The organism is Natrinema gelatinilyticum, assembly GCF_024266705.1.
Lineage (GTDB): Archaea > Halobacteriota > Halobacteria > Halobacteriales > Natrialbaceae > Natrinema > Natrinema gelatinilyticum.
On the sequence record NZ_CP100756.1, the window covers coordinates 2,135,804 to 2,154,657 of the forward strand.

Consider the following 18,854-nt stretch of genomic DNA (forward strand, 5'->3'; position numbering starts at 1 on the left):
TTCGGGACTCCGGACTTCGATTTCAGTCTCGTCCGTGTCTGACCAGACACGTCGGGAGGCCGATCAGTTCGACGGGTTCGGAGTTGTCCGGCGAGTAGACGACCATCTGGCCCGTCTCCATGTAGGGCACTTTCGACTCGAGTTTGCTGGGGATGTTGACGCTCTTGATGGCGTCCTCGTCGCCGAGGTTGAGGACGACAGTGGTGTTGATTTGCTTGAAAACGGCGTCGTGAATGTCCTGGGGATCCTGGGTTATCAGAAAGAGGCCGAGGCGCTCCTTGCGGCCCTGTTTGGCGGCTTCCGTGAACTTTTTGATGACTTTCCCCGCCTGGACGGAGTCGGCGTCGGTCAGGAAGTTGTGGGCTTCGTCCATCCCGAGGACGAGCGGCGTCTCCTTGATCCGGTCGTACGTCGGATCGTTCGAGAGTTTCTGATCGATGATGAGCGACGAAACTGCGAGGACGATCGCCTCGGTCGCGCGACTATCGTTGATGTGGTAGGTTGGGACGACGGTGAGTCCGCCTGGCCGGACGAATTCGTGGACCAAGTCCGTGATCGGGCGCGCGTGCTGATCGAAAACGTGACCGAATCCGAGGACGCGCCGTCGGACCGCGTCGAAGGTCGCCTCGTGGACGCGTCCGGACTCGTCTAACTCTTCGCGAAGCGCGGGGTCGTCGAGGAACGTCGTGAACTCCTCGTAGGTCCCCCCGTTTCCATACTGTTTGCGGAACCGTGGCAGGAGGACGCTGACGAGTGCACCGTACTGGTTATCGTTCAGTCCGCTGCCCGCGACCAGCCACGGGTTGTCGTGGACCATCGAGAACGGGATCGTGAACTCGACTTGCTCGGCGCGGTGATGACCCGCTGCGTACGACGCCGAGCCGACCGTCGGAATGAATGCCGTCGTATCGTCGTGCCCACCGTAGGCGATACCCTCGCGCTCGAGTCGCCGGGCGAACTCGTCGCCCATGTCGGGATTGTCGTCGTGCATCTGGGCGTACTCGTCTTGCGGATCGAACTGGACGACCGCCGGGGTAATCCGTCGACCGTCGTCCATCGGGTAGGTCCGGTCGGCGTCGAGGTATTGCCGCAGGATGTTCTTCGCGCCGTGAGTCTTGCCCGACCCTGTCCCGCCGGCGACGAGCGTGTGGCGAAAGACCAGCGGATCGCCCGCGTCGTAGTCGTCTTTCAGCCGGTAATCGATGGTTGGCGGCGACGCGGCGGTTCGAACCTTCTCGCCGCCGACCGAGAGATGGCCCATGAATACCCCGTCGTCGGGTATCTTTAACCCGGTCTTGATCTCTTTGGTGTCCTCGGCCTGTCGGATCACCGTCTGGGGTTTCGGCACCCGATCGGTCATCCGTCGCTTGAGTTCGCCGTCGTCGTCGTAGAGGATGGCGACCGGCTCGAGGCTCGCGACGAACTTGTAATCCGTCTCGTCGATCCCGTCGGTTCGCATCGCTCGTCTGGCGTGGATTTCCGTCGCGTCGTTCGCGTGATACTGCTGGGCGTACTCCAGGCTTGTGATCCGGCAGAACAGCGTCTCGCTGGCGGCCGACCCCGACCCGTCGGGATAGGGTGCCAGCAGGTAACTCCCGAGGCGGATGGACGACCGGTTGCCGCGGATAACGTAGGCTCGGAGCGTGGTCTCGTCGCCGTCCTCGGCGACGCGCAGGCCCTGGGAGACACAGATTGCGCCGATGCCGACGTCTTCACCCCGGGGCTCGACCGTCGTCGATTCGAACATGTCGGTCGTGTCGTCGGTCGTCGACGTCGCGCTCGTCGTTTCTTCGGACCCCGAAGACGTCGTCGACGAGTCTGCTCCGCTGGCCGCCGCGCCGTCATCGGAGTTGGCGTCGGCGCTGAAATCGCCGAAGTCTCCCAGATCGGTCATATCAATCCAATCTGGTCTCATCCGTAAAACGCGTTTCCCTCCAGCTGGACTGACTGTTCACGTGCGGTGATCGTATCGACCGGCCCACAGTCCGACCACCGCGAGCGCGATCGCTGCGAGCGCGAAGCCGGGCGTAAAGCCAGGAATCGGCTCCTCACCGCCGTTTTCGGCCGTTTTTCCATCTAATTCGTTCGAGCCAGCAGCCGAATTCGACTCGGCGAGTTCAGGATCGAGAGCCAGGTCGTTGGGGTCGGCGTGGTCGAACGACTCGAGGGGCTCGTCGCCACCGTCGATCGCGACGGTCACGGACTCGTCCTGAACGTACGGGGGGTAGTCGCCAGTGAAGTCGATGTCGCTGTGGTCGAACGAAATCGTCGTCGTCCCTGTCGGCGCGTCGGCTGCGACCCGGACGGTCAGCGTCGCGATCGTTCCGTTTCCGGTCGCCCCCCCGGCAGCTGGCACGCGGCGCTGCTCGAGAACGGCGGTTCCCTGCTCGTGGGCAACAGCCGCACCGGCGTGAATTTCGGTGTTGTTTCCTTCGAGCCACGGACCCCGTTCGACGTCGGTAATCTCTAGATATTCGGGGTTGTACTGGGCGACCAGCGTGACGTTCGACACGCCCTCGCCGCCGTGACCACCTCGGCTCTGTAACGTGACGTCGATTTCGATCGTGTCGCCGGGCGCGACCTCGGGTTGCGATCGGTCCGGCGACAGGATCGCGACCTGGTCGATCGCGGTCACTGTTCCGACGATACCCACCATCGAGAGTGTGAGTAGAACGGTCGTCCCCGCGACGAGGATGGCGGTCCGTCTCTCTCTCGCTCGACGCTCGAAACGGCGGCCGGGGTCGTCACGTTCGGAACGCATCGCTCGGATGGTTCTCGATAGGGGACGAAACAGTTTACCGGTTTTGACCCGGTCACGTGTGCGGTGGTGCGCCCGTCGAGCGGCCGAGAGCCGGCGTCGGGCGAAAAAACGAGCGAACGCTCCGTACGATGTCTCTGCCGTGGCGACGCGTGGACGGTTTCGGCACCTACTGGCTAATCGACGCGACGTGGTCGTATCGCGTTACGAGTTGGGATTCGCGGTCGTAGTTGATCACACCGACGTCCGCCATCGCCGGCAGATGAGAGTGGTGAAGTGCGATCTTCGCACTGGTCTGATCGGCGAACGGCTCGCGGTCGCTGGCGCTGAGTTGGCCTGCAAGTTGCTCGAGCGTCAGCGGTCGATCAGTCAGTTCGAGCAGGTAAAGCAGGCGCATTCGAACGGGATCGACGAGCGTCTCGAGCAGCCTTTCGGCGTTCTCGCTGTCGCAGAGTTCGAGGACCGTAGAGAGATCGGCGGGGTGAACCGGCGGTTCGTCGACGAGCGTGACGCCATCATCGTCCCAGTCGACGATGTCGTACGACTCAAGTCGCGGCAGATGGTTGTGAACGAGGCTCGTCCGAACCTCGTGTCGTCCCTTACCGTTCGAGGGGGCAGTCGTTCGCTCGAGCAATTCCGTCGTCAGTTCCGACAGCGATAGTCGAACCGTCCGGGACCCGAGGATTTCGAGAATACGAAGCCGTCGGGGATGACGAAGGACATCGTAACACTCTGTTGGCACATCTGACAGTGGCTCGGGTATATTATCACCGCCGCGATGAGCGTTCGAACCCATTACTCAGTTCCAGTTCTGCAACCGGCATAAGCCCATTTCCAAAACGATTTGGTTCCCTATGTTCTCTGTTGCAGGAGTAACAACTGCATAACTCGCTGAAACTGCCGAAAACGGCAATTATAGGGTATTTCTTATGGAAATTGGTATGAGGTATGCTCGGAAAAGTCATTTCAACCGGACTTCCATGCGGTGGTGATTCGGCCCTCGTCGGTATCGACCGATCCTGTAAATATGATGATATATATACGGACTGTCTGAATGGGCTCGACGAACGTCACCGTCGGACACTCAAGCAGCGCTTCGGCGGGCGGCCGGAGGCGGGAACATTGGCTCTGCGTGTCGGGGAGCAGAGTCGCGAAATCTGGGTCGGTTCCACGGTACTTTTGCGTTCACGACCCGTACTAGAAGGTATGCTCATGGTACGCGGTCGCGCTGGCGGAACGGAACTCACCGGGACGCTGTACGAACGGGGTGAACGAGCCCCGTCGTTCAGGGGTGCCCCGGACGAAGACGCCGCGTACGTCTGGGTCTGTGACGAGTTCTACGAAGTCGACAGCGGCGGAACGACCCAGCTCGTCGACGGCCGCGAGGTCAACCTCGCATTCGAATCGCCCATGCCTCGGGGTTTCGACACTCGCGACCAGGCGCTCGACGGAGCCAGAGAACACATTCGAACCCAGTTCGCCAGAATCGGCGTCGACCCCGACGATGTGGTTCTCGAGGTCGAGAAAACCGACGCCGAATCGTATTGAGCGTCCCACCTATGCGCTGACGATGGGGGGTCACGGCGGTCGAATTGTTCTCGGAGGCGCTGTCAGCCGTCTCGTCGCGCTCCATTTATCGCGCCTCGTCCGGTTCATCGCGTGACTGCGCTCGCGACCCGGACCGGTTCGTCGGCTGGCCCAACACGCAAACGATCGGTGCGTCGGACGAGGCGAGTTGCCGATCGGCAGCTCGTCGACGGAAACAAATCCCTCTCGATCACTCGAGTCCACACTTCTAACACCGGTCAGTACGGCTGTTCGTCCCAGCGGTGGTCGTCGTAGGTTCGATCCTGTGTCGCGTCGAATCGCTCCTCGAGCGTCTCGCGGAGCGACGCTTTTTCGGGGCTCGCGATCCGGGCGAGTTCGTCCGCTTTCCCGATAATCGTCGGCGGTCCGTGTGCGACGGCGACGTCCTGTAACAGTTGCATCGTCATCCGTTCTCGCGTGTCCGGATCCCGCGTGAACGCGTAGGGTGCCTCGACACGATAGAGTAAGTCGTCGCGCGGGTCGTAGATGACGAAAAACGTCACCTCGTAGGCCGCGTGCTCGAGGTGCCGTTCGACGCCGTATGCGTCACCGTCGATCGACAGCGGTCGGTCGACACCGCCTCGCGAACGGAACCAGTTCGTGTACGAAAGTGTCGACGTCTCTCGGTCCCAGCGCTCGCCGTCGACGTCGTCGACGTAGTCGCCGCGTTCGAGGAGGCGGGTGAAAAGCCCCGAGTCGTTGCTCCACGGGACGCTGAGATTGGCGTCCCGTTTCGACTTGAGCGTTCGTGTCAGGACTCGCGTCGTGGGGTTTTTGACGAATCCGACGAGCGGAACGCCCCGCTCGGCGAAGTCCTCGACGAGCCGGACGTAGTTCTCGAGGACCGTCGTCGGTCGCGGATCGTCGAGCAGGAAATCGGTGAGGTCTGGATGCTGGTCGGCCCACCGAAGCAGGCCGCGCGGATAAAGCGGTCCGTCGAGGACGAGCAGGTCCGTCACCGCCGTTGCGTGGTCGCGGGCGTGGGTACTTTCAGCGAGGTACAGCGCCAGCGCGTGGACGACGCCTTCGGCGAACCGCGGCAGCGGTGGTATCTTAACCGCTCGGCTCCGGCTGTATCCATCGTCGAATTTCCCCCACGTCTCGTCGACGGTCATCGTCTCGTCGTTCGAGTGGACCGTCATCACCGTCGTTCGAGACCGGTGGAGGTCGAGATCACTCGGCGTCGCGCTCATCGCCGCCTGTGCGATATCGATGACCAGTCCGTTTTTGAAGGCTGTCGGATTGATAGTCCCCGCGTCGAGACCGTGTTCGGTCGGAAATTCTCGCTGACGCAACGCGACCGCCTCGCGGTCGACGACCCGCCGCGCCCGCTCGTCGATCGGCTCGAGGATCGTTCGGCCGTCCTGAACGAGCGGGTCCAGAAACGACTCCCAGACGGTCTCGGCGAAGGCGCGGCGGTCACGCTCGTCGGTCCCGTGGTCGATCCGTTTCGCGAGTCGCGCGATTCCGTCGAAGTGGACCGGATCGAGCGTCATGCAGAATGGCTCCCGCCGAACCCGCAAAAAGCCAGTGGTCGTGCCACCACGAGATGGTAACTCGAGGGCGGGTAAATAACTATCAGAAAACATATGTGTGAGCGGTCCGAGAATCAACCATCTCGATGTCCGAGCGAGACCTGCGGTCCGTCGATCGCGACGAACGTCCCGTCAACTGGCGACAGAATAGTTCCGGGATCACCCTCTTCGAAGCAGGTAACCCCGACGCCTGGATTCACGCCGAATTCGAAGCGGGCGTCGCTCCCGAAAACCGGCTTTACATGATCTGTGACGAGTGCGGTGCGGTTTTCGCCCAGCGGTGTAAACCCGGAAACGGGTCTATCTGTGGCGACTGTGGCATGACATTCGACCACCGCCGCGAGGACTGACGTCGCGCGGTCGAGTCCGTCGGGTCCGGCCGCCGCTCTCTCCTGTACCCCTCTCGTTTCCGGGCCTGCGTGTTCCTCCGGAGCAAAAATCAGAAATTCGACAGTACGTGGTGAACTCCGTCGAACGGATCCGCGTTCGCCGAGGACGAACAACGACAGGTAATTACGACACGCGGATTTCCGAATTCGTATGGAAGCTGCGCTGATCGTCCTCGACGGCTGGGGTCTCGGTGACGGCGGCAGGGACGCGGTTGCGGCGGCCGACACGTCCGTCTTCGACCGCCTGGAGGAGTCGGGTGCGTACGGACGGCTCGAGGTCGCGGGCCGGCGCGTCGGCCTCCCGGACGGACAGATGGGCAACAGCGAGGTCGGCCACCTCAACATCGGGGCCGGTCGGGTCGTCTATCAGGAGTACACCCGTATTTCGGACTCCATCGCAGACGGTTCGTTCCGGGAGAACGACGCGATCAACGCGGCGTTCGACCGAGCGCGCGAGAACGAGGGCCGTGTTCACTTTCTCGGACTCGTCAGCGACGGCGGGGTCCATTCCGATCAGGAACACCTCCACGCACTGATCGAGTTGGCGGCCGACCACGACGTCGAGGCCGTCACCCACGCGATAACCGACGGTCGGGACACGTCGCCGACCGGCGGCCGCGAGTATCTGCGCACGCTCGAGGAGGTGATCGCCGATCACGGTACCGGCGACGTGGCGACGGTGACCGGCCGGTACTACGCGATGGATCGCGACCAGAACTGGGAGCGGACGAAGCGGGCCTACGACGCCATCGTGAACCGCGAGGCTGAGTGGACCGTCGAGTCGGCTGTCGACGCGGTCGAGGAATCGTACGACCGCGGCAAAACGGACGAGTTCGTCGAACCGACGCTCGTTACGGGCGAGGCGCACAGTGCCTCGGAAAGCGAGCGGCGAAGCCGTGAGCATGGTCGGCGTGCCCTCGAGGACGGCGATTCTGTCGTCTGGTTCAACTTCCGCTCGGATCGCGCCCGCCAACTCACTCGAATGCTGGCCGATATTCGGCCCGAGGACTGGGCAGATGCCTTCGAAACCAGCCCGCCGAACGCCGAGGTCGTGATGATGACTCAGTACGACAAAACGTTCGACCTCCCCGTCGCCTACCCACCGAATCAGCCCAAGCAGGTGCTCGGGGAGGTACTCGCCGACGCGGGGAAGACCCAACTCCGGATCGCCGAATCCGAAAAGTACGCCCACGTCACGTACTTCTTAAACGGCGGTCGCGAGGTCGAGTTCGACGGCGAAACCCGCAAGATTGTCGAGAGCCCCGACGTGCCGACCTACGACCAGCAACCCGAGATGAGCGCTCCGGCGGTGACCGACACCGCAATCGACGTGATCGAATCCGACGACCCGGACGTCCTCGTTCTCAACTACGCCAATCCGGACATGGTCGGCCACACCGGCGACTACGAGGCCGCGATCGAGGCCGTCGAAGCCGTCGACGAGCAGTTGGGTCGGCTCGTGGACACGCTCGAGGCCGCCGGTGCGCACGTCCTCGTCACCGCAGACCACGGCAATGCGGACGACATGGGGACCGAAGACGATCCGCACACGGCGCATACGTACAACGACGTTCCGCTGGTGTACCTCGCTCCGGACGGGACGGACGGGGATCGAACGGTCCGCGAGGGCGGCACCCTCGCCGACATCGCACCCACGCTGCTCGACCTCATCGACCTCGCCCAACCGCCCGAGATGACCGGCGAACCGCTGCTCGAGTAGTCGATTCGGAACGACCGGTCGTCCAGCAACTTCTCGTGGCCCGCCCCTCGTCGTCGTAAAACGAGACCGCGAAGCCGGACGTGAACGTGCGGTCGAAAACGCCCTGGGCCGCACTCGACGGCGACATCGAGTTCGACGTGGGGGCGGGCGGCACCAGCGTTACGTACGGTTTGCTGTTCGCCCAGCGTCAAACCGGCGTCGCCGGCGTCGTCCTGACCCTTCGCCGTCCGTCAGCAGTCACCATTGTCTCAGCGGTCTCAGTCGTCCCCCTCGTCTCTCCCACCGTCGTTCCCGAAGCCGCCGTTGTCTTCGCCTCTGTGGTCACCGTCCAACCGCGGACTACGACCCGGATGATCGTCGTCCCACCGTCGACCGCGGTCCGTACCGTGGATGTCGTTTTCAGTGGGCTCGTACACGTAGAGACAGTCGTTGCTGTAGGACCGGCCGAACTGATCCGCGTCCTCACAACAGAGGACGCGGCCGTCGTCCATGACGTAGACGTTGTCGACGTTGATGAGTGCGTCGTCCGCGACGTCCGCCGGATCGCTCGCGTTCGGCCCCACGATGACCGGTTCGAGCCTCGACACGTTGAAATCCCGCTCGAGTTCGGCACGGTAGACGACGCCCCCGTCGACCCGGTCGATCTGGACCTCGCCTACGTCCTCGTAGCCCGCCTCGTTGGACATGTCGTCGTTGAGTTCGGAGATGGCGAAGTAGACGGCGTCGCCCGGACCGGCACCCTCGACGCTGTCGACGCCTTCGGCCTTGTTGAACTCGATGGTCGCACCGATCTCCTTGGCTGCCGCGCGCATCTCGAGGAACGGAACCCGACGAAGGTCCGGCGAAACGCCCTCGGGGCCCTCGTCCTCCCACTGCTCCGCCCAGAGGACGACCTCTTCGTCGCTGATGTAGTCTCGATTCCCGTTGTCGACGACTTCCCTGTCGGCCTCCTCGAGCGCCGTTTCGAGGTCGTCTTCCCAGTTGGTCTCGGCGTGACTCTCGAGGTAGTCCTCCTGGGTGACGTAGTCGTACTCGGCGATCCATTCTTCGACCTCCCGGTTCGTCGCGTGGCCCAGCGCCAGCCACTCGATCTCGAGGTCGACTTTTGCCGGCGGAAGCTCCCGGGCAGCCTCCTCGTTCGTCACCATCGGGGCGTAGAGAGTGCCGGCAAGATCCATGGGATCGTCGTAGCCGTCGATAGGTTCGTCGGCGACGAACTTGTAGATCCCTTTGTTGTCACCGTCGGAACAGCCGTAGACTGTCTTCCTGTCGGACTGGATGTCCGGGGCCTCCCAGGCGGCCCGTCCCATCACGTAGTACTTCACGGGCTGCGGGGGATCGGCCGTCGGCTCGCGGAAGTCGATGTGGTAGCCGTAACGGTAGGGGTTCGGGTAGACGTCGGTGATCGGTCGCGTCGTGTTGCCGTCGGAACCCTGGCTCACGGGATCCGCACTGAGGTAGTACGCGAGAAACTCGACGCCGGTCATCGCCCAGAACCCCTGGACGCCCCAGGATTCGTCGCCGTAGTAGTCGTCGACGGCGCTCTGGATCTCGGACGGGTTCGGTCGGTTCCAGAACTCGTGAGCACCGCGGAGTCCCTTGCCGGTTCCCGACTCCAGAACGTCGCTCACCGTTGCGGCCAGCGAGATCCGCGGGTGAGCGTAGTTCTCCTCGGAGGAGAGCATCGTGTTCCACGGGCTCAGATCGCCGTAACAGTTGATGCGCGTCCCACCGAGTTCGCGCATCGGTTCAGTGTTGGCGAGGTTGATGGCGTTCTCGAGGTCAGCTTCCCACTCGCCCTCGTCGGTACGGTTGATCGGAACCCGCGAGACGTTTCCGGGACTGTTCTCCCAGTTCGTAAAGAGAAATCCCTCGGTTCTCGCGTCATCCGTGGCGACGAACTGGTTGCAGTCGGGGTTGTACGCCGCGTCACCGTATTGCGTGCCGGCGAATTCGGTCGTCGTTATGTTGTCCCCATCGGGTGTCTGCACGACACCGAGTTCTTCGGTTCCGCCGTTGATCGCTTCGTGTGCCCGCGCGAGGAACGTGAAATCGCTGTTTGCACCGCGGACCGTCTCCCGTTCCGCGTTCGTCTGCGGCGTCGATAGTTCGTCGAAGTCGTCGTTACTGCCGTCGAATTCGAACTGGAAACCGCTGAAGTATCCGATCCCTGCTTCGTTGTACGGGTCGGGGTTGTCACGACTCGGGTGCTGGAGACTGTACAACAACGTCCCGTTCTCGAACACGAAGGGACCAGTCACCTCCGCGCCGCGCGCAGTCGACGAGAATCGTTTCAACTCTCCGTTCACGTGCGGTGCCAGGGGCGTATCGGGGTCGTCCGATTCATCTCCGGTCGCTACTCCGGTGACGCTCGCGCCCAGCGCTGCGGCCATCGATGCTTCCATCAGGTTCCGTCGAGTGAACTCGACCATCGATTCGATCACCGTGTATCGGACTATAGTAGGTTTATATTTGTGATATATACGTATCATTCACCGGTCAGGGACTACTGGATTCTATGTACCCCTCTGTCTGTTCCCGTCCCGATACCGGGTCGACTATCGACGACCCGCTTTCGATTTGCGAGCCGTTCGTCCCGCTCGACGAGGGGGAGCCACTCGGCTGAATACGGTTTTCGGCGCTCTCCGGACGGAACCCGGACCGTTTCTCGTCCTGCCTCGAGTCGACTGTTTCGTTGTCATCCACCGCCGATCATCCGGATAACCTGCGGTACTGTGCGGGAGAACGCAGTCTCTCACTGAGTACCGATGACTGGGGATCGAGCGGCTCGAGCCACTACTGTCGGCTACGCGACACCCTCCTCGACCACGTTCGATCGGATTTCCCGGGCGCGCTGCCGAACGGAGGCGACGTACCGTTCGATTTTCGGCGGTTTCTTGCCGTAGAACGATGCGACCCAGTTCAGGTCCGTACCAGTCATGGTCAGGAAGTACGCAGCGAGCGTGTCACGCCCCGCCTGGATGACTTCCGGTGGGACTCCCCGCTCACCGGTTCCGTCTTCCTGGAAGCCGTTCGTGTCGAAGTAGACGTCGGCGTACAGCGTGGCCATCTCTGGATCCTCGAACGTCACCGACGTGTGCTGTGGTGCTTCGAACCGATACTGCGGTTCCTCGCTTTCGGGCGGGCGACACTCGAGGATCCGGACGTCCAGAACGTAGTCTTTGTAGACCGATTCCTCGTCGTCGGTCGGTGTGTGTGGCGTTGGTGCGGGCATTGTGTATCGTCGATCGGCGTGGACCGGCGGAGCCCCGCCGCGTATTCGCTCGTACGACGAGTTCACGTCCGCGGCGGGTATGTGCGTTGCTAGTAGCAGTACCCTCGATCGGGGATCACTCGGGAGTGGTATTGGGATCGCTCGCGCTTTCGCGTTCGAGGGGGCGATTACCACGGCCGAGAGACGGGACAGCAAACGGTCCCACTGGTCCGATAGCCGACTCCCGCTGGGAGAATCCTCGCGGTTCGGTGCAGGCTAGCTATCAAACGGATGGACGTGGACGAGTGAGGCGTGAGAACCGACGGACTCGTCACTCGAAGGGCCACCGCTCGACGAGGCGACTGCGAACGATGGTCCCTGTCGGCGGTGCTGACTGGAGGGTTTCCAACGAAACGACCATGAACAGGATCGCCACGCTGCTCGGCCTTGCCGCCGCCGGAACCGTGATCCTCTGGTACGGCAGCGTCCGACTCGAGGACGCGGCGAACGACATCGCGGCCGGATACGGGTTGCCCACGGTCGTTCAGGGCGCCGTGATCGCCGCCGTGGGCTCGAGTATGCCGGAACTGGTCAGCGTCCTGATCGCGACGCTGGTCTACGGCGAGTTCGAACTCGGCGTGGGATCGATCGTCGGTTCCGCGGTGTTCAACTTGCTCGCGATTCCGGGTCTGGCCGTGGTCATCGGCGGCGGTATCGACACTACCCGGGAACTGGTCTACAAGGAGGCGCTGTTTTACATGCTCGCGGTCGCGTCGCTGCTGTTGACGTTCTCGCTCGCGGTCATCTACAACCCGGTCACCGCGACCGACGGGCTCATCCGGGGCGACGTTTCCCGGCAGCTCGCGCTGTTTCCCGTCGCCTTGTACGGGCTCTACATCTTCACCCAGTATCTCGACGTCGCCGACGAAGGGCGACGGGTAGATACGTCGGTGGACATGGCGCGAGCCTGGCTCTGGTTCGGCATCGGGCTCGTCGCAATCGTTCTCGGGGTCGAAGGCCTCGTCCGGTCGGCGGTCGGTCTCGGGGAGGCGTTCGGGACGCCAGCGTTCCTCTGGGGAATGACCGTCGTCGCCGCCGGTTCGAGCCTGCCCGACGCGTTCGTCAGCATCGCGGCCGCCCGGGCCGACCGGCCGACGGTCACGCTGGCGAACGTGCTCGGGAGCAACACCTTCGACTTGCTCATCTGCGTGCCCGTCGGCGTCCTCGTCGCCGGCACGCTAACGGTGAACTTCGCCCACATCGTGCCGATGATGGGCTTTTTGGTCTTCGCGACCATCGTGTTCTTCGGCATTTCACGGACTGAAATGCGCCTCTCCCTGCACGAGGCGTGGACGTTACTGGTGCTGTACGTCGCGTTCGTCTGCTGGTTGATCCTCGAGAGCCTCCGCGTGGTCAGCGTTCTCGAGTTCTGACGGCGGGGCTCACACACCACGTCCGTCGCGGCGGCAGCCGAACGGGTTTCCGCCCGACGGGAGTGTCTAGTGGTTTTACTTGGTCTGGATGTGACGACGCTGGTATGAGTGACGATTCACACGCCGACGGCCACCGATTCGCCACGAACAGCGTCCACGCCGGCCAGGAACCGGACCCGACTACCGGGGCCCGAGCACCGCCGATCTACCAGACCACGTCCTACGAGTTCGACGATACGGACCACGCCGCGTCGCTGTTCGGACTCGAAGAATTCGGCAACATCTACTCGCGGATCATGAACCCGACGAACGCGATGTTAGAAGACCGCATCGCGACGCTCGAAGGCGGCGTCGGTGCGCTGGCCACGTCCTCCGGGATGGCCGCGTTCGACCTCGCGACCTTCATCCTCGCGGAGGTCGGCGACAACATCGTTTCGTCGTCGTCGCTGTACGGCGGGACCTACACCTACCTCACTCACACGGTCGAGAAGCGAGGTATCGAGACGAAATTCGTCGATACGCTCGACTACGACGCCTACGCGGAGGCGATCGACGACGACACCGCGTTCGTCCACCTCGAGACGATCGGCAATCCTGCGCTCGTCACCCCCGACATCGAACGGATCGCCGACATCGCCCACGACCACGATGTCCCGCTGTTCGTCGACAACACCTTCGCGACGCCGTATCTCTGCCGTCCGCTCGAACACGGCGCAGACCTCGTCTGGAACTCGACGACAAAGTGGATCCACGGCGCGGGCTCGACGGTCGGCGGGATCCTCGTCGATGGCGGCTCGTTTCCCTGGGAGGAGGGCAACTATCCCGAAATCACTGAACCGAACCCGGCCTACCACGGCGTCAACTTCCGCGAGACGTTCGGCGACATGGCCTTCGCGCTCGTCGCCCGCACGCGCGGTCTGCGCGACCTGGGGAACCAGCAAGCTCCCTTCGACGCCTGGACTACCCTGCAGAAACTCGAGTCGCTGCCCCTGCGGATGGAGAAACACTGCGAAAACGCGATGGCCGTCGCGGAGTACCTCGAAGATCACTCTGCCGTCGAGTGGGTCAACTATCCCGGCCTCGAGAGCCACGAGACCCACGAGAACGCACGCAAGTACCTCGAGGGCGGCTACGGCGGCATGATAACCTTCGGGCTCGAGGGCGGTTACGACGCCGCAGAAACGGTCTGTAACGAGGTCGAACTCACCAGTATGCTGGCGAACGTCGGCGACGCGAAGACGCTGATCATCCACCCCGCGAGCACGACCCACCAGCAGCTCACCGAGGAGGAAAAGCTCGCAAGCGGCGTCACCAACGACCTCGTGCGTCTCTCGGTCGGGATCGAGAACGTAGACGACGTGATCGCCGACCTCGAGCGGGCGATCGAACAGGCGTAACTCGGCGACCGACCTCGAGCAGCACAATCACCTTCGGGCGTTCGAGATCCGTCGACGACCGCGGGAACAGGCGCGGTCCCACGGACAGTCGTCGACGGCGAGGATTTCAGCGTACTGTGATCACCCCTCGTCGTTAAGGTCACTGAGTCCGACTGGTCCAGTATGCCGACCGGGTTACTCACATCGAAAGCGGCGGAACAGATCGTTGCAACCTGTCGGACCGCCATCGGTGACAGCCTCCGTTCGATCACGTACTTCACGCGCGACGACTACGAGCAGATGTACCTCCGTGAGGACTTAGAGCGTGACGCTGACCTCTCGACGTTCATCGGCCACGAGTGGCGCGGGTTCAAGACCACCCAGACCGCCTACGAAGGGTCGGAACTCGGCGCGTACGATTATACGATTCGGGTGTTCGAGAACGGCTTTCTGGTCCGCGTCACGAACGACCGCGAGGGCGTCTTCGTCACGACGGACGGCCTCACGGTCAAGGACTTCGAAGAAGTGGCGACGGCGCTCGACTCGTTTCTCAGCGAACGCGAGATTTCCTGACGGTCTCGCCGTTCCGTCCCGGTCTCAGTCCCCCGTCCGGCCGACCGGGTCGCCATCGTCGTCGCCGTCGTCCAGGTCCGTCTTCGCTCCGGCCTCCGTTTCATCAGCCTCCTGGCATCCGACCGGCAGGCCAGTGCCGTACTCGTCGTCAGTCCCGAGGAGGCAAGCGAACCGACGACGCTCCGCGGCGTGTCTGTCTAAACTCATGCCCCGAATGGAGGTCGGATTCCCTCCTTGTAATGCGGGTCTTGCGCAGTCGTAACTCGGTACTTCCCCGTGAAACGATCCCGACAGCGTCCGGCGACTCGCCACGTAGAACGAGTTTCCGTCGAGTCCGGCCGTGCCTCACGCCGAAATCGCCCCTGTCCGACTCGGCCGAAATAGACAGTGTTCCACCTGGAAGAAGGTGACACCGTCCCATCCACCCGACACAACGTAACATCCTTTTCCGCCACGCTCGTCTTGTCTCCCGATGACAGACCTTCCGGAACCCGTCGAACGTGAACTCGAGTCCCACGACGCGTTCGACCGGCGCGACGACGGATTCGCCCTCACGACGACCGTTTTCGAGACGACCGTTACGGCCGAGCACGCCGAGGGGAACCGCGACGGTCGGTTCCGTGTCACCGTCTTCCTCCCGACCCTTGACGCCGCCGTGGCCGACGAGGTCGTCGCGGCCGTCGTCGAAGACGGCTGGTTCGAAACGCTCGAGCGACGCCTGCAGGACATCTTCGGCGTCGCCCACACGAGTACGCACGACGCCCCCGTCGTCGAACGCGACGGCGACGAGGTTCGCGTCCGGCTCGAGTACACCGCTTGGGACGCCGCCGAAGGCGTCGAGGACGCCAAAGCCCTGATCGAGTTCGTCGAAGGGACCTTCGCACAGGGGATCATCCCCGGCTACGAGTACCGGGGCCCGGCGGCGTCCCTCCTCGAGAACGCCCAGAACCGAGGTCAACGGGCCGCGGACGACGACGGCGGGATGCCGCTGTAGTGCATACCTGGGCCGCGCGTACGGCCGGTCGCTGGGCTGCCGTCAGCGATCTATGCCCATACCGAGGGGCGGGTCGGTGAGTCGTCGGGTATCCGCTCGGGGACGAGATCGTCTGGAAGGACGTCCCAGTCGAGTTCATCTTCGCCCGGAACGGCGTCAGTTCGGAAGCCGGGGTCGTCTGCAGGCGAGCGATCGCGGTATTCGGCCGGTGGCGCGTCGTGGGCGTAGACGCTTTTCGGATGGTCGACGGCCCAGACGTGAAGCATGCAGGGTGTCCGACAGGAGAACTCGAGATTTCCCGCCGCGAAATCCCGCTCGTAGGCCTGTCTGTAGTACCACCATCCGAACCGCGACGGCAATCCGACGTGCGCGTGCCACGGCGAACATCGTCCGGCGGACCCGCCCTCGTCGTACACCGCCGGCGGGTCGACGGACTCCCCGCCGGCCGTCGCGATGAACATGACGCCGATCGATCGCCAGGAGTCGTTGTCGATCAGGACCGATTCCGGCTGTTCGGGCTCGAGCATCCCGTCTCCACCGATGAAATCGGGACGAAGCCAGTGCGACCAGCCGTCATCGCCGCCCTCGAACGTGTCGAAATAGGGCACGTATCCCGCGTCGATCAGCGATCCAACGTCGGGATACCGCCGGTCGAGCGTCTCCTCCACCGCCAACCGGAGTTCGATCGTCGCCGGATGGTCGTCCGCACATCCCTCCGACGTCGTCCCCTCACAGTCCGTCATCCCGGGCTCGAGGGACGCCTCTGGACACCCCCGATCGAACGCTCGAGCGGCGCGTCCCGCTGAATCGCCGGCTGCGGCCCGTACGGTGCCGCCGGACGCCAGTGCGGCCGTTCCGGCCGACGCTCGCAGCAGCGCTCGCCGGGACACGGTCGGCTCGTCGGTGTCGTCCATCTCTGCAGTCCCACATCGCGGGCCAGTATGAAACCCCGTTGGCACTGGCGATGAGAGTCGCTGACGCTGATCGTTCGGACGGCGCGTCACCGTCGAAACTCGGCCCGTCGTCAGTCCAACGTCGACTCGAGGACGGCTCCCGTCCCGGGGCGGTCGGCACCGGCGAGGTCGATCCGGCCGCCGGGCATCGGGACGCCCTCGACGGGATCGTCGGCCAGAAGCAGAGAGCCATCGAGATCGGCGTACTCGAGCAGCGGCGCGAGGTGACAGGCCGCGGCGATCGAGGCGTTCGATTCGGTCATACAGCCACACATCACCTCGAGGCCGTGTGCGTGGGCGGTGTGAATCAACCGCCTGGCTTCGAGCAGGCCGCCGCACTTCATCAGTTTCAGGTTCGCGATGTCACAGCGGTCCGCGATTCGGGGCACGTCCGCGAGCGTCACGCAGGACTCGTCGGCCGCGATCGGCAGCGAGGAGCGGTCGAAAACGTATTTCAGTCCACTCGGATCGTCGGCGGGAACCGGTTGCTCGACGAACGCGACGTCGAATTCGGCGAGCCGATCGATCTTTCGGAGCGCCTCGCGGGGCGACCAGGCCTCGTTCGCGTCGACGAACAGCCGGACGTCCGGCGCGGCCGACCGGATCGTACTGACGATTTCGAGGTCGCGGTCGGTCCCGAGTTTGACCTTCAGTGTCCCGTAGCCGCGCTCGAGTGCCGTCTCGGTCTTCTCGCGCATCGTCTCCTCGTCGTCGAGGCCGATGGTGTACGAGGTCTCGAGCGTCTCAGTGGGGTCGAGTCCCCAGTACCGGTAGAGCGGGACATCGAATCGCTTCGTGACGAGATCGTGAAGGGCGATGCTCACCGCGGTGTGGGCGCTCGGATTCCGTTGGACCGTCTCGCGCAGCCCACGTTCGATGCGCTTGAGCTGGTGGGGATCGCCGACGTCCTCGACCACCGTCAGCAGGTCGGGTAGCACGGCCTCGACCGTCGCAGCGGTTTCTCCGTAGTGGGAGGACGGCGATGCGGCTCCGAGACCGGTCGTTCCGTCGTCGTCCGCGATGCGTACCAGTACGGCCTCGGTTTCGGTCGTCGTTCCGCGGGCGATTCCGAACGGATACTCGAGCGAGAGCGAGCGCCGTTCGAAGGCGGTCTCGAGCGTCATCGGACCAGCACCTCGAGCAGGTCGTCGGTGCCAAAGCGGAGGACGTCGGTCGCAGGTGCACCGAGCGTGTCGGCGTAGTCATCGACCGCTTCGCGGGCGGCCGCGTCCTCGAGACCGGCGGTATTGAGCGCGCCGGCGACGACGCGGCTCGGCGCGACCGGTTCGGCGAGGCGCTCGTAGAGATCGACGTACGTCGGAATCGATGGCAGCGAGAACGATTCGTAGCCGTGAATCGATCCGCGGTCGGCTTCGTGACAGAGGACGAGTCGATCCGCCATGGAACCGTGGAGGATCCCGCAAGTGACCGCCGAGTACGCCGGATGGACGATGCTACCCTGTCCCTCGACGAACAGGTAGTCGTAGTCGCTCCCTTTCTCCATGATCATCGACTCGACAGCGCCGGCGGTGAAGTCGCTGATGACACGATCGACCGGGGTTCCCCAACCCTCGATCACGATACCGGTCTGGCCGGTCGGGATCACGGCGGCATCGTAGCCGGCCGCGCGGGCGTCGCGAACGAGTTCCATAGTCGTCGTCATCTTGCCGACCGAGCAGTCGGTGCCGACGGTGAGGACGATTTCGGCGTCGACGTCACCGGCGACACCGTCGCTGACCGTGAGGTCCGCCGGCGGATCGCGGACGTCCCTGAGCTCGCAGTCGTGTTCGGCTGCCAGCCGGGCGAATTCCTCGTCTTCGGCCAGAAAATAGTGTAGTCCCGAGATCACGTCGCAGCCGTACTCGAGTGCCGTCCGGACGTCGGTTCGCCAGGTTTCGTCGAAGCCACCGCCGATCGGAGCGATGCCAAGTAGCAAGGCATCGACGGCGTCGGGCTCGAGTTCGGCCATTCCGGCAACGATCGGCGCGTCCTGCACGTCGGGGACGAAGTCGGAAACGTGACGACCGTGGGTCGTCCGATCGAGGACGGCGACGACGTCGTGGTCGGCGTACCGGAGAACGCCGAGGGCGGTCTTGGCCCGCTCGGGAAATCGCTCGTGGGCGAGAATCGCGACGCGCATACCTGGCAATGGTCGACCGCCTACTTAACCATGAATCACTCGGAATGGCGAGACTGAACGGCGTCGAGATTCCTCGACTCGAGGCGACATCGTTCGACTCGATCGGGGATGCATGTTCGGTCCGACGAACGCCTGTACTGCCGACAGGACCGGTGGTGGCGTTCCGAAAGCAACCAGCTAGA

17 protein-coding genes are annotated in these 18,854 nt (G+C 63.7%); 7 read left to right on the forward strand and 10 right to left on the reverse strand.

Annotation, left to right across the window (positions count from 1 at the left end; genetic code table 11):
• Positions 1–22 precede the first annotated feature (22 nt).
• The 3 genes from NJU76_RS10420 to NJU76_RS10430 all read right to left on the reverse strand — a co-directional run bounded on the left by NJU76_RS10420 (position 23) and on the right by NJU76_RS10430 (position 3,554).
• Complete coding sequence (locus NJU76_RS10420; protein WP_254528226.1) at positions 23–1,894, reverse strand: ATP-binding protein; 1,872 nt, start codon at positions 1,892–1,894, stop codon at positions 23–25.
• A gap of 57 nt (positions 1,895–1,951) precedes the next feature.
• Entirely contained in the window at positions 1,952–2,761 is an 810-nt protein-coding gene (locus NJU76_RS10425) for a cohesin domain-containing protein (RefSeq protein WP_254528228.1), read from the reverse strand.
• 166 nt (positions 2,762–2,927) lie between these two features.
• A complete protein-coding gene (locus NJU76_RS10430) occupies positions 2,928–3,554 on the reverse strand; it encodes a DUF7344 domain-containing protein (protein WP_254528230.1) in 627 nt (208 codons plus the stop codon).
• A gap of 410 nt (positions 3,555–3,964) precedes the next feature.
• On the opposite strand from NJU76_RS10430, the gene NJU76_RS10435 reads away from it, so the two are divergent.
• Complete coding sequence (locus NJU76_RS10435; RefSeq protein WP_254528231.1) at positions 3,965–4,306, forward strand: DUF7113 family protein; 342 nt, start codon at positions 3,965–3,967, stop codon at positions 4,304–4,306.
• Between the two features lie 257 nt (positions 4,307–4,563).
• Here the strand turns inward: NJU76_RS10435 and NJU76_RS10440 are convergent, their stop codons facing one another.
• Positions 4,564–5,841 carry a DNA double-strand break repair nuclease NurA gene (locus tag NJU76_RS10440; protein ID WP_254528233.1) on the reverse strand — a complete coding sequence of 426 codons (1,278 nt, stop codon included), beginning with the start codon at positions 5,839–5,841 and terminating at the stop codon, positions 4,564–4,566.
• 125 nt (positions 5,842–5,966) lie between these two features.
• On the opposite strand from NJU76_RS10440, the gene NJU76_RS10445 reads away from it, so the two are divergent.
• Together NJU76_RS10445 and gpmI are read left to right on the forward strand one after the other, a co-directional pair.
• The gene (locus NJU76_RS10445; RefSeq protein ID WP_254528234.1) at positions 5,967–6,230 is read left to right on the forward strand and encodes a hypothetical protein; all 264 of its coding nucleotides are present in this window, start codon (positions 5,967–5,969) and stop codon (positions 6,228–6,230) included.
• A 190-nt stretch (positions 6,231–6,420) separates the two neighbouring features.
• The gene (gene gpmI / locus NJU76_RS10450; protein WP_254528237.1) at positions 6,421–7,989 is read left to right on the forward strand and encodes a 2,3-bisphosphoglycerate-independent phosphoglycerate mutase; all 1,569 of its coding nucleotides are present in this window, start codon (positions 6,421–6,423) and stop codon (positions 7,987–7,989) included.
• A gap of 257 nt (positions 7,990–8,246) precedes the next feature.
• On the opposite strand, the gene NJU76_RS10455 is transcribed toward gpmI, so the two are convergent.
• Both NJU76_RS10455 and NJU76_RS10460 read right to left on the reverse strand, forming a co-directional pair.
• On the reverse strand, positions 8,247–10,421 hold the full coding sequence (locus tag NJU76_RS10455) for an alkaline phosphatase PhoX (protein WP_254528239.1): 2,175 nt from the start codon (positions 10,419–10,421) through the stop codon (positions 8,247–8,249).
• Positions 10,422–10,795: 374 nt separating this feature from the next.
• Positions 10,796–11,224 (reverse strand): hypothetical protein, encoded by a 429-nt coding sequence (locus tag NJU76_RS10460; protein ID WP_254528242.1) that lies wholly within the window; start codon positions 11,222–11,224, stop codon positions 10,796–10,798.
• 398 nt (positions 11,225–11,622) lie between these two features.
• On the opposite strand from NJU76_RS10460, the gene NJU76_RS10465 reads away from it, so the two are divergent.
• From NJU76_RS10465 to NJU76_RS10475, 3 genes are all read left to right on the forward strand, one after another.
• Complete coding sequence (locus NJU76_RS10465; protein WP_254528245.1) at positions 11,623–12,636, forward strand: sodium:calcium antiporter; 1,014 nt, start codon at positions 11,623–11,625, stop codon at positions 12,634–12,636.
• 104 nt (positions 12,637–12,740) lie between these two features.
• Complete coding sequence (locus NJU76_RS10470; RefSeq protein WP_254528247.1) at positions 12,741–14,033, forward strand: O-acetylhomoserine aminocarboxypropyltransferase/cysteine synthase family protein; 1,293 nt, start codon at positions 12,741–12,743, stop codon at positions 14,031–14,033.
• Between the two features lie 162 nt (positions 14,034–14,195).
• Entirely contained in the window at positions 14,196–14,585 is a 390-nt protein-coding gene (locus NJU76_RS10475; RefSeq protein WP_254528250.1) for a DUF7522 family protein, read from the forward strand.
• Between the two features lie 24 nt (positions 14,586–14,609).
• Here the strand turns inward: NJU76_RS10475 and NJU76_RS10480 are convergent, their stop codons facing one another.
• Positions 14,610–14,792: a hypothetical protein gene (locus NJU76_RS10480; RefSeq protein ID WP_254528252.1), complete on the reverse strand. Its 183-nt coding sequence runs from the start codon at positions 14,790–14,792 to the stop codon at positions 14,610–14,612.
• Positions 14,793–15,057: 265 nt separating this feature from the next.
• Between NJU76_RS10480 and NJU76_RS10485 the strand changes: the two genes are divergently transcribed.
• Positions 15,058–15,579, forward strand: coding sequence for a DUF5813 family protein (locus tag NJU76_RS10485; RefSeq protein ID WP_254528254.1), 522 nt, complete (start codon positions 15,058–15,060; stop codon positions 15,577–15,579).
• A 50-nt stretch (positions 15,580–15,629) separates the two neighbouring features.
• On the opposite strand, the gene NJU76_RS10490 is transcribed toward NJU76_RS10485, so the two are convergent.
• From NJU76_RS10490 to NJU76_RS10500, 3 genes are all read right to left on the reverse strand, one after another.
• Positions 15,630–16,493: a hypothetical protein gene (locus NJU76_RS10490; RefSeq protein ID WP_254528256.1), complete on the reverse strand. Its 864-nt coding sequence runs from the start codon at positions 16,491–16,493 to the stop codon at positions 15,630–15,632.
• 110 nt (positions 16,494–16,603) lie between these two features.
• Positions 16,604–17,656, reverse strand: coding sequence for a dipeptide epimerase (locus tag NJU76_RS10495; protein ID WP_254528257.1), 1,053 nt, complete (start codon positions 17,654–17,656; stop codon positions 16,604–16,606).
• The gene (locus NJU76_RS10500) at positions 17,653–18,672 is read right to left on the reverse strand and encodes an N-acetyltransferase DgcN family protein (RefSeq protein WP_254528259.1); all 1,020 of its coding nucleotides are present in this window, start codon (positions 18,670–18,672) and stop codon (positions 17,653–17,655) included. Before NJU76_RS10500 ends, NJU76_RS10495 begins: the two co-directional genes overlap by 4 nt.
• Between the last annotated feature and the right edge of the window lie 182 nt (positions 18,673–18,854).

Coding starts and splice junctions, on each gene's coding strand:
- NJU76_RS10420 (WP_254528226.1), bottom strand. CDS start 1,894: ATGACCGATCTGGGAGACTTCGGCGATTTCAGCGCCGACGCCAACTCC.
- NJU76_RS10490 (WP_254528256.1), bottom strand. CDS start 16,493: ATGGACGACACCGACGAGCCGACCGTGTCCCGGCGAGCGCTGCTGCGA.
- NJU76_RS10440 (WP_254528233.1), bottom strand. CDS start 5,841: ATGACGCTCGATCCGGTCCACTTCGACGGAATCGCGCGACTCGCGAAA.
- NJU76_RS10460 (WP_254528242.1), bottom strand. CDS start 11,224: ATGCCCGCACCAACGCCACACACACCGACCGACGACGAGGAATCGGTC.
- NJU76_RS10425 (WP_254528228.1), bottom strand. CDS start 2,761: ATGCGTTCCGAACGTGACGACCCCGGCCGCCGTTTCGAGCGTCGAGCG.
- NJU76_RS10435 (WP_254528231.1), top strand. CDS start 3,965: ATGCTCATGGTACGCGGTCGCGCTGGCGGAACGGAACTCACCGGGACG.
- NJU76_RS10445 (WP_254528234.1), top strand. CDS start 5,967: ATGTCCGAGCGAGACCTGCGGTCCGTCGATCGCGACGAACGTCCCGTC.
- NJU76_RS10465 (WP_254528245.1), top strand. CDS start 11,623: ATGAACAGGATCGCCACGCTGCTCGGCCTTGCCGCCGCCGGAACCGTG.
- NJU76_RS10475 (WP_254528250.1), top strand. CDS start 14,196: ATGCCGACCGGGTTACTCACATCGAAAGCGGCGGAACAGATCGTTGCA.
- NJU76_RS10500 (WP_254528259.1), bottom strand. CDS start 18,672: ATGCGCGTCGCGATTCTCGCCCACGAGCGATTTCCCGAGCGGGCCAAG.
- NJU76_RS10430 (WP_254528230.1), bottom strand. CDS start 3,554: ATGGGTTCGAACGCTCATCGCGGCGGTGATAATATACCCGAGCCACTG.
- NJU76_RS10495 (WP_254528257.1), bottom strand. CDS start 17,656: ATGACGCTCGAGACCGCCTTCGAACGGCGCTCGCTCTCGCTCGAGTAT.
- NJU76_RS10470 (WP_254528247.1), top strand. CDS start 12,741: ATGAGTGACGATTCACACGCCGACGGCCACCGATTCGCCACGAACAGC.
- NJU76_RS10480 (WP_254528252.1), bottom strand. CDS start 14,792: ATGAGTTTAGACAGACACGCCGCGGAGCGTCGTCGGTTCGCTTGCCTC.
- NJU76_RS10485 (WP_254528254.1), top strand. CDS start 15,058: ATGACAGACCTTCCGGAACCCGTCGAACGTGAACTCGAGTCCCACGAC.
- gpmI (WP_254528237.1), top strand. CDS start 6,421: ATGGAAGCTGCGCTGATCGTCCTCGACGGCTGGGGTCTCGGTGACGGC.
- NJU76_RS10455 (WP_254528239.1), bottom strand. CDS start 10,421: ATGGTCGAGTTCACTCGACGGAACCTGATGGAAGCATCGATGGCCGCA.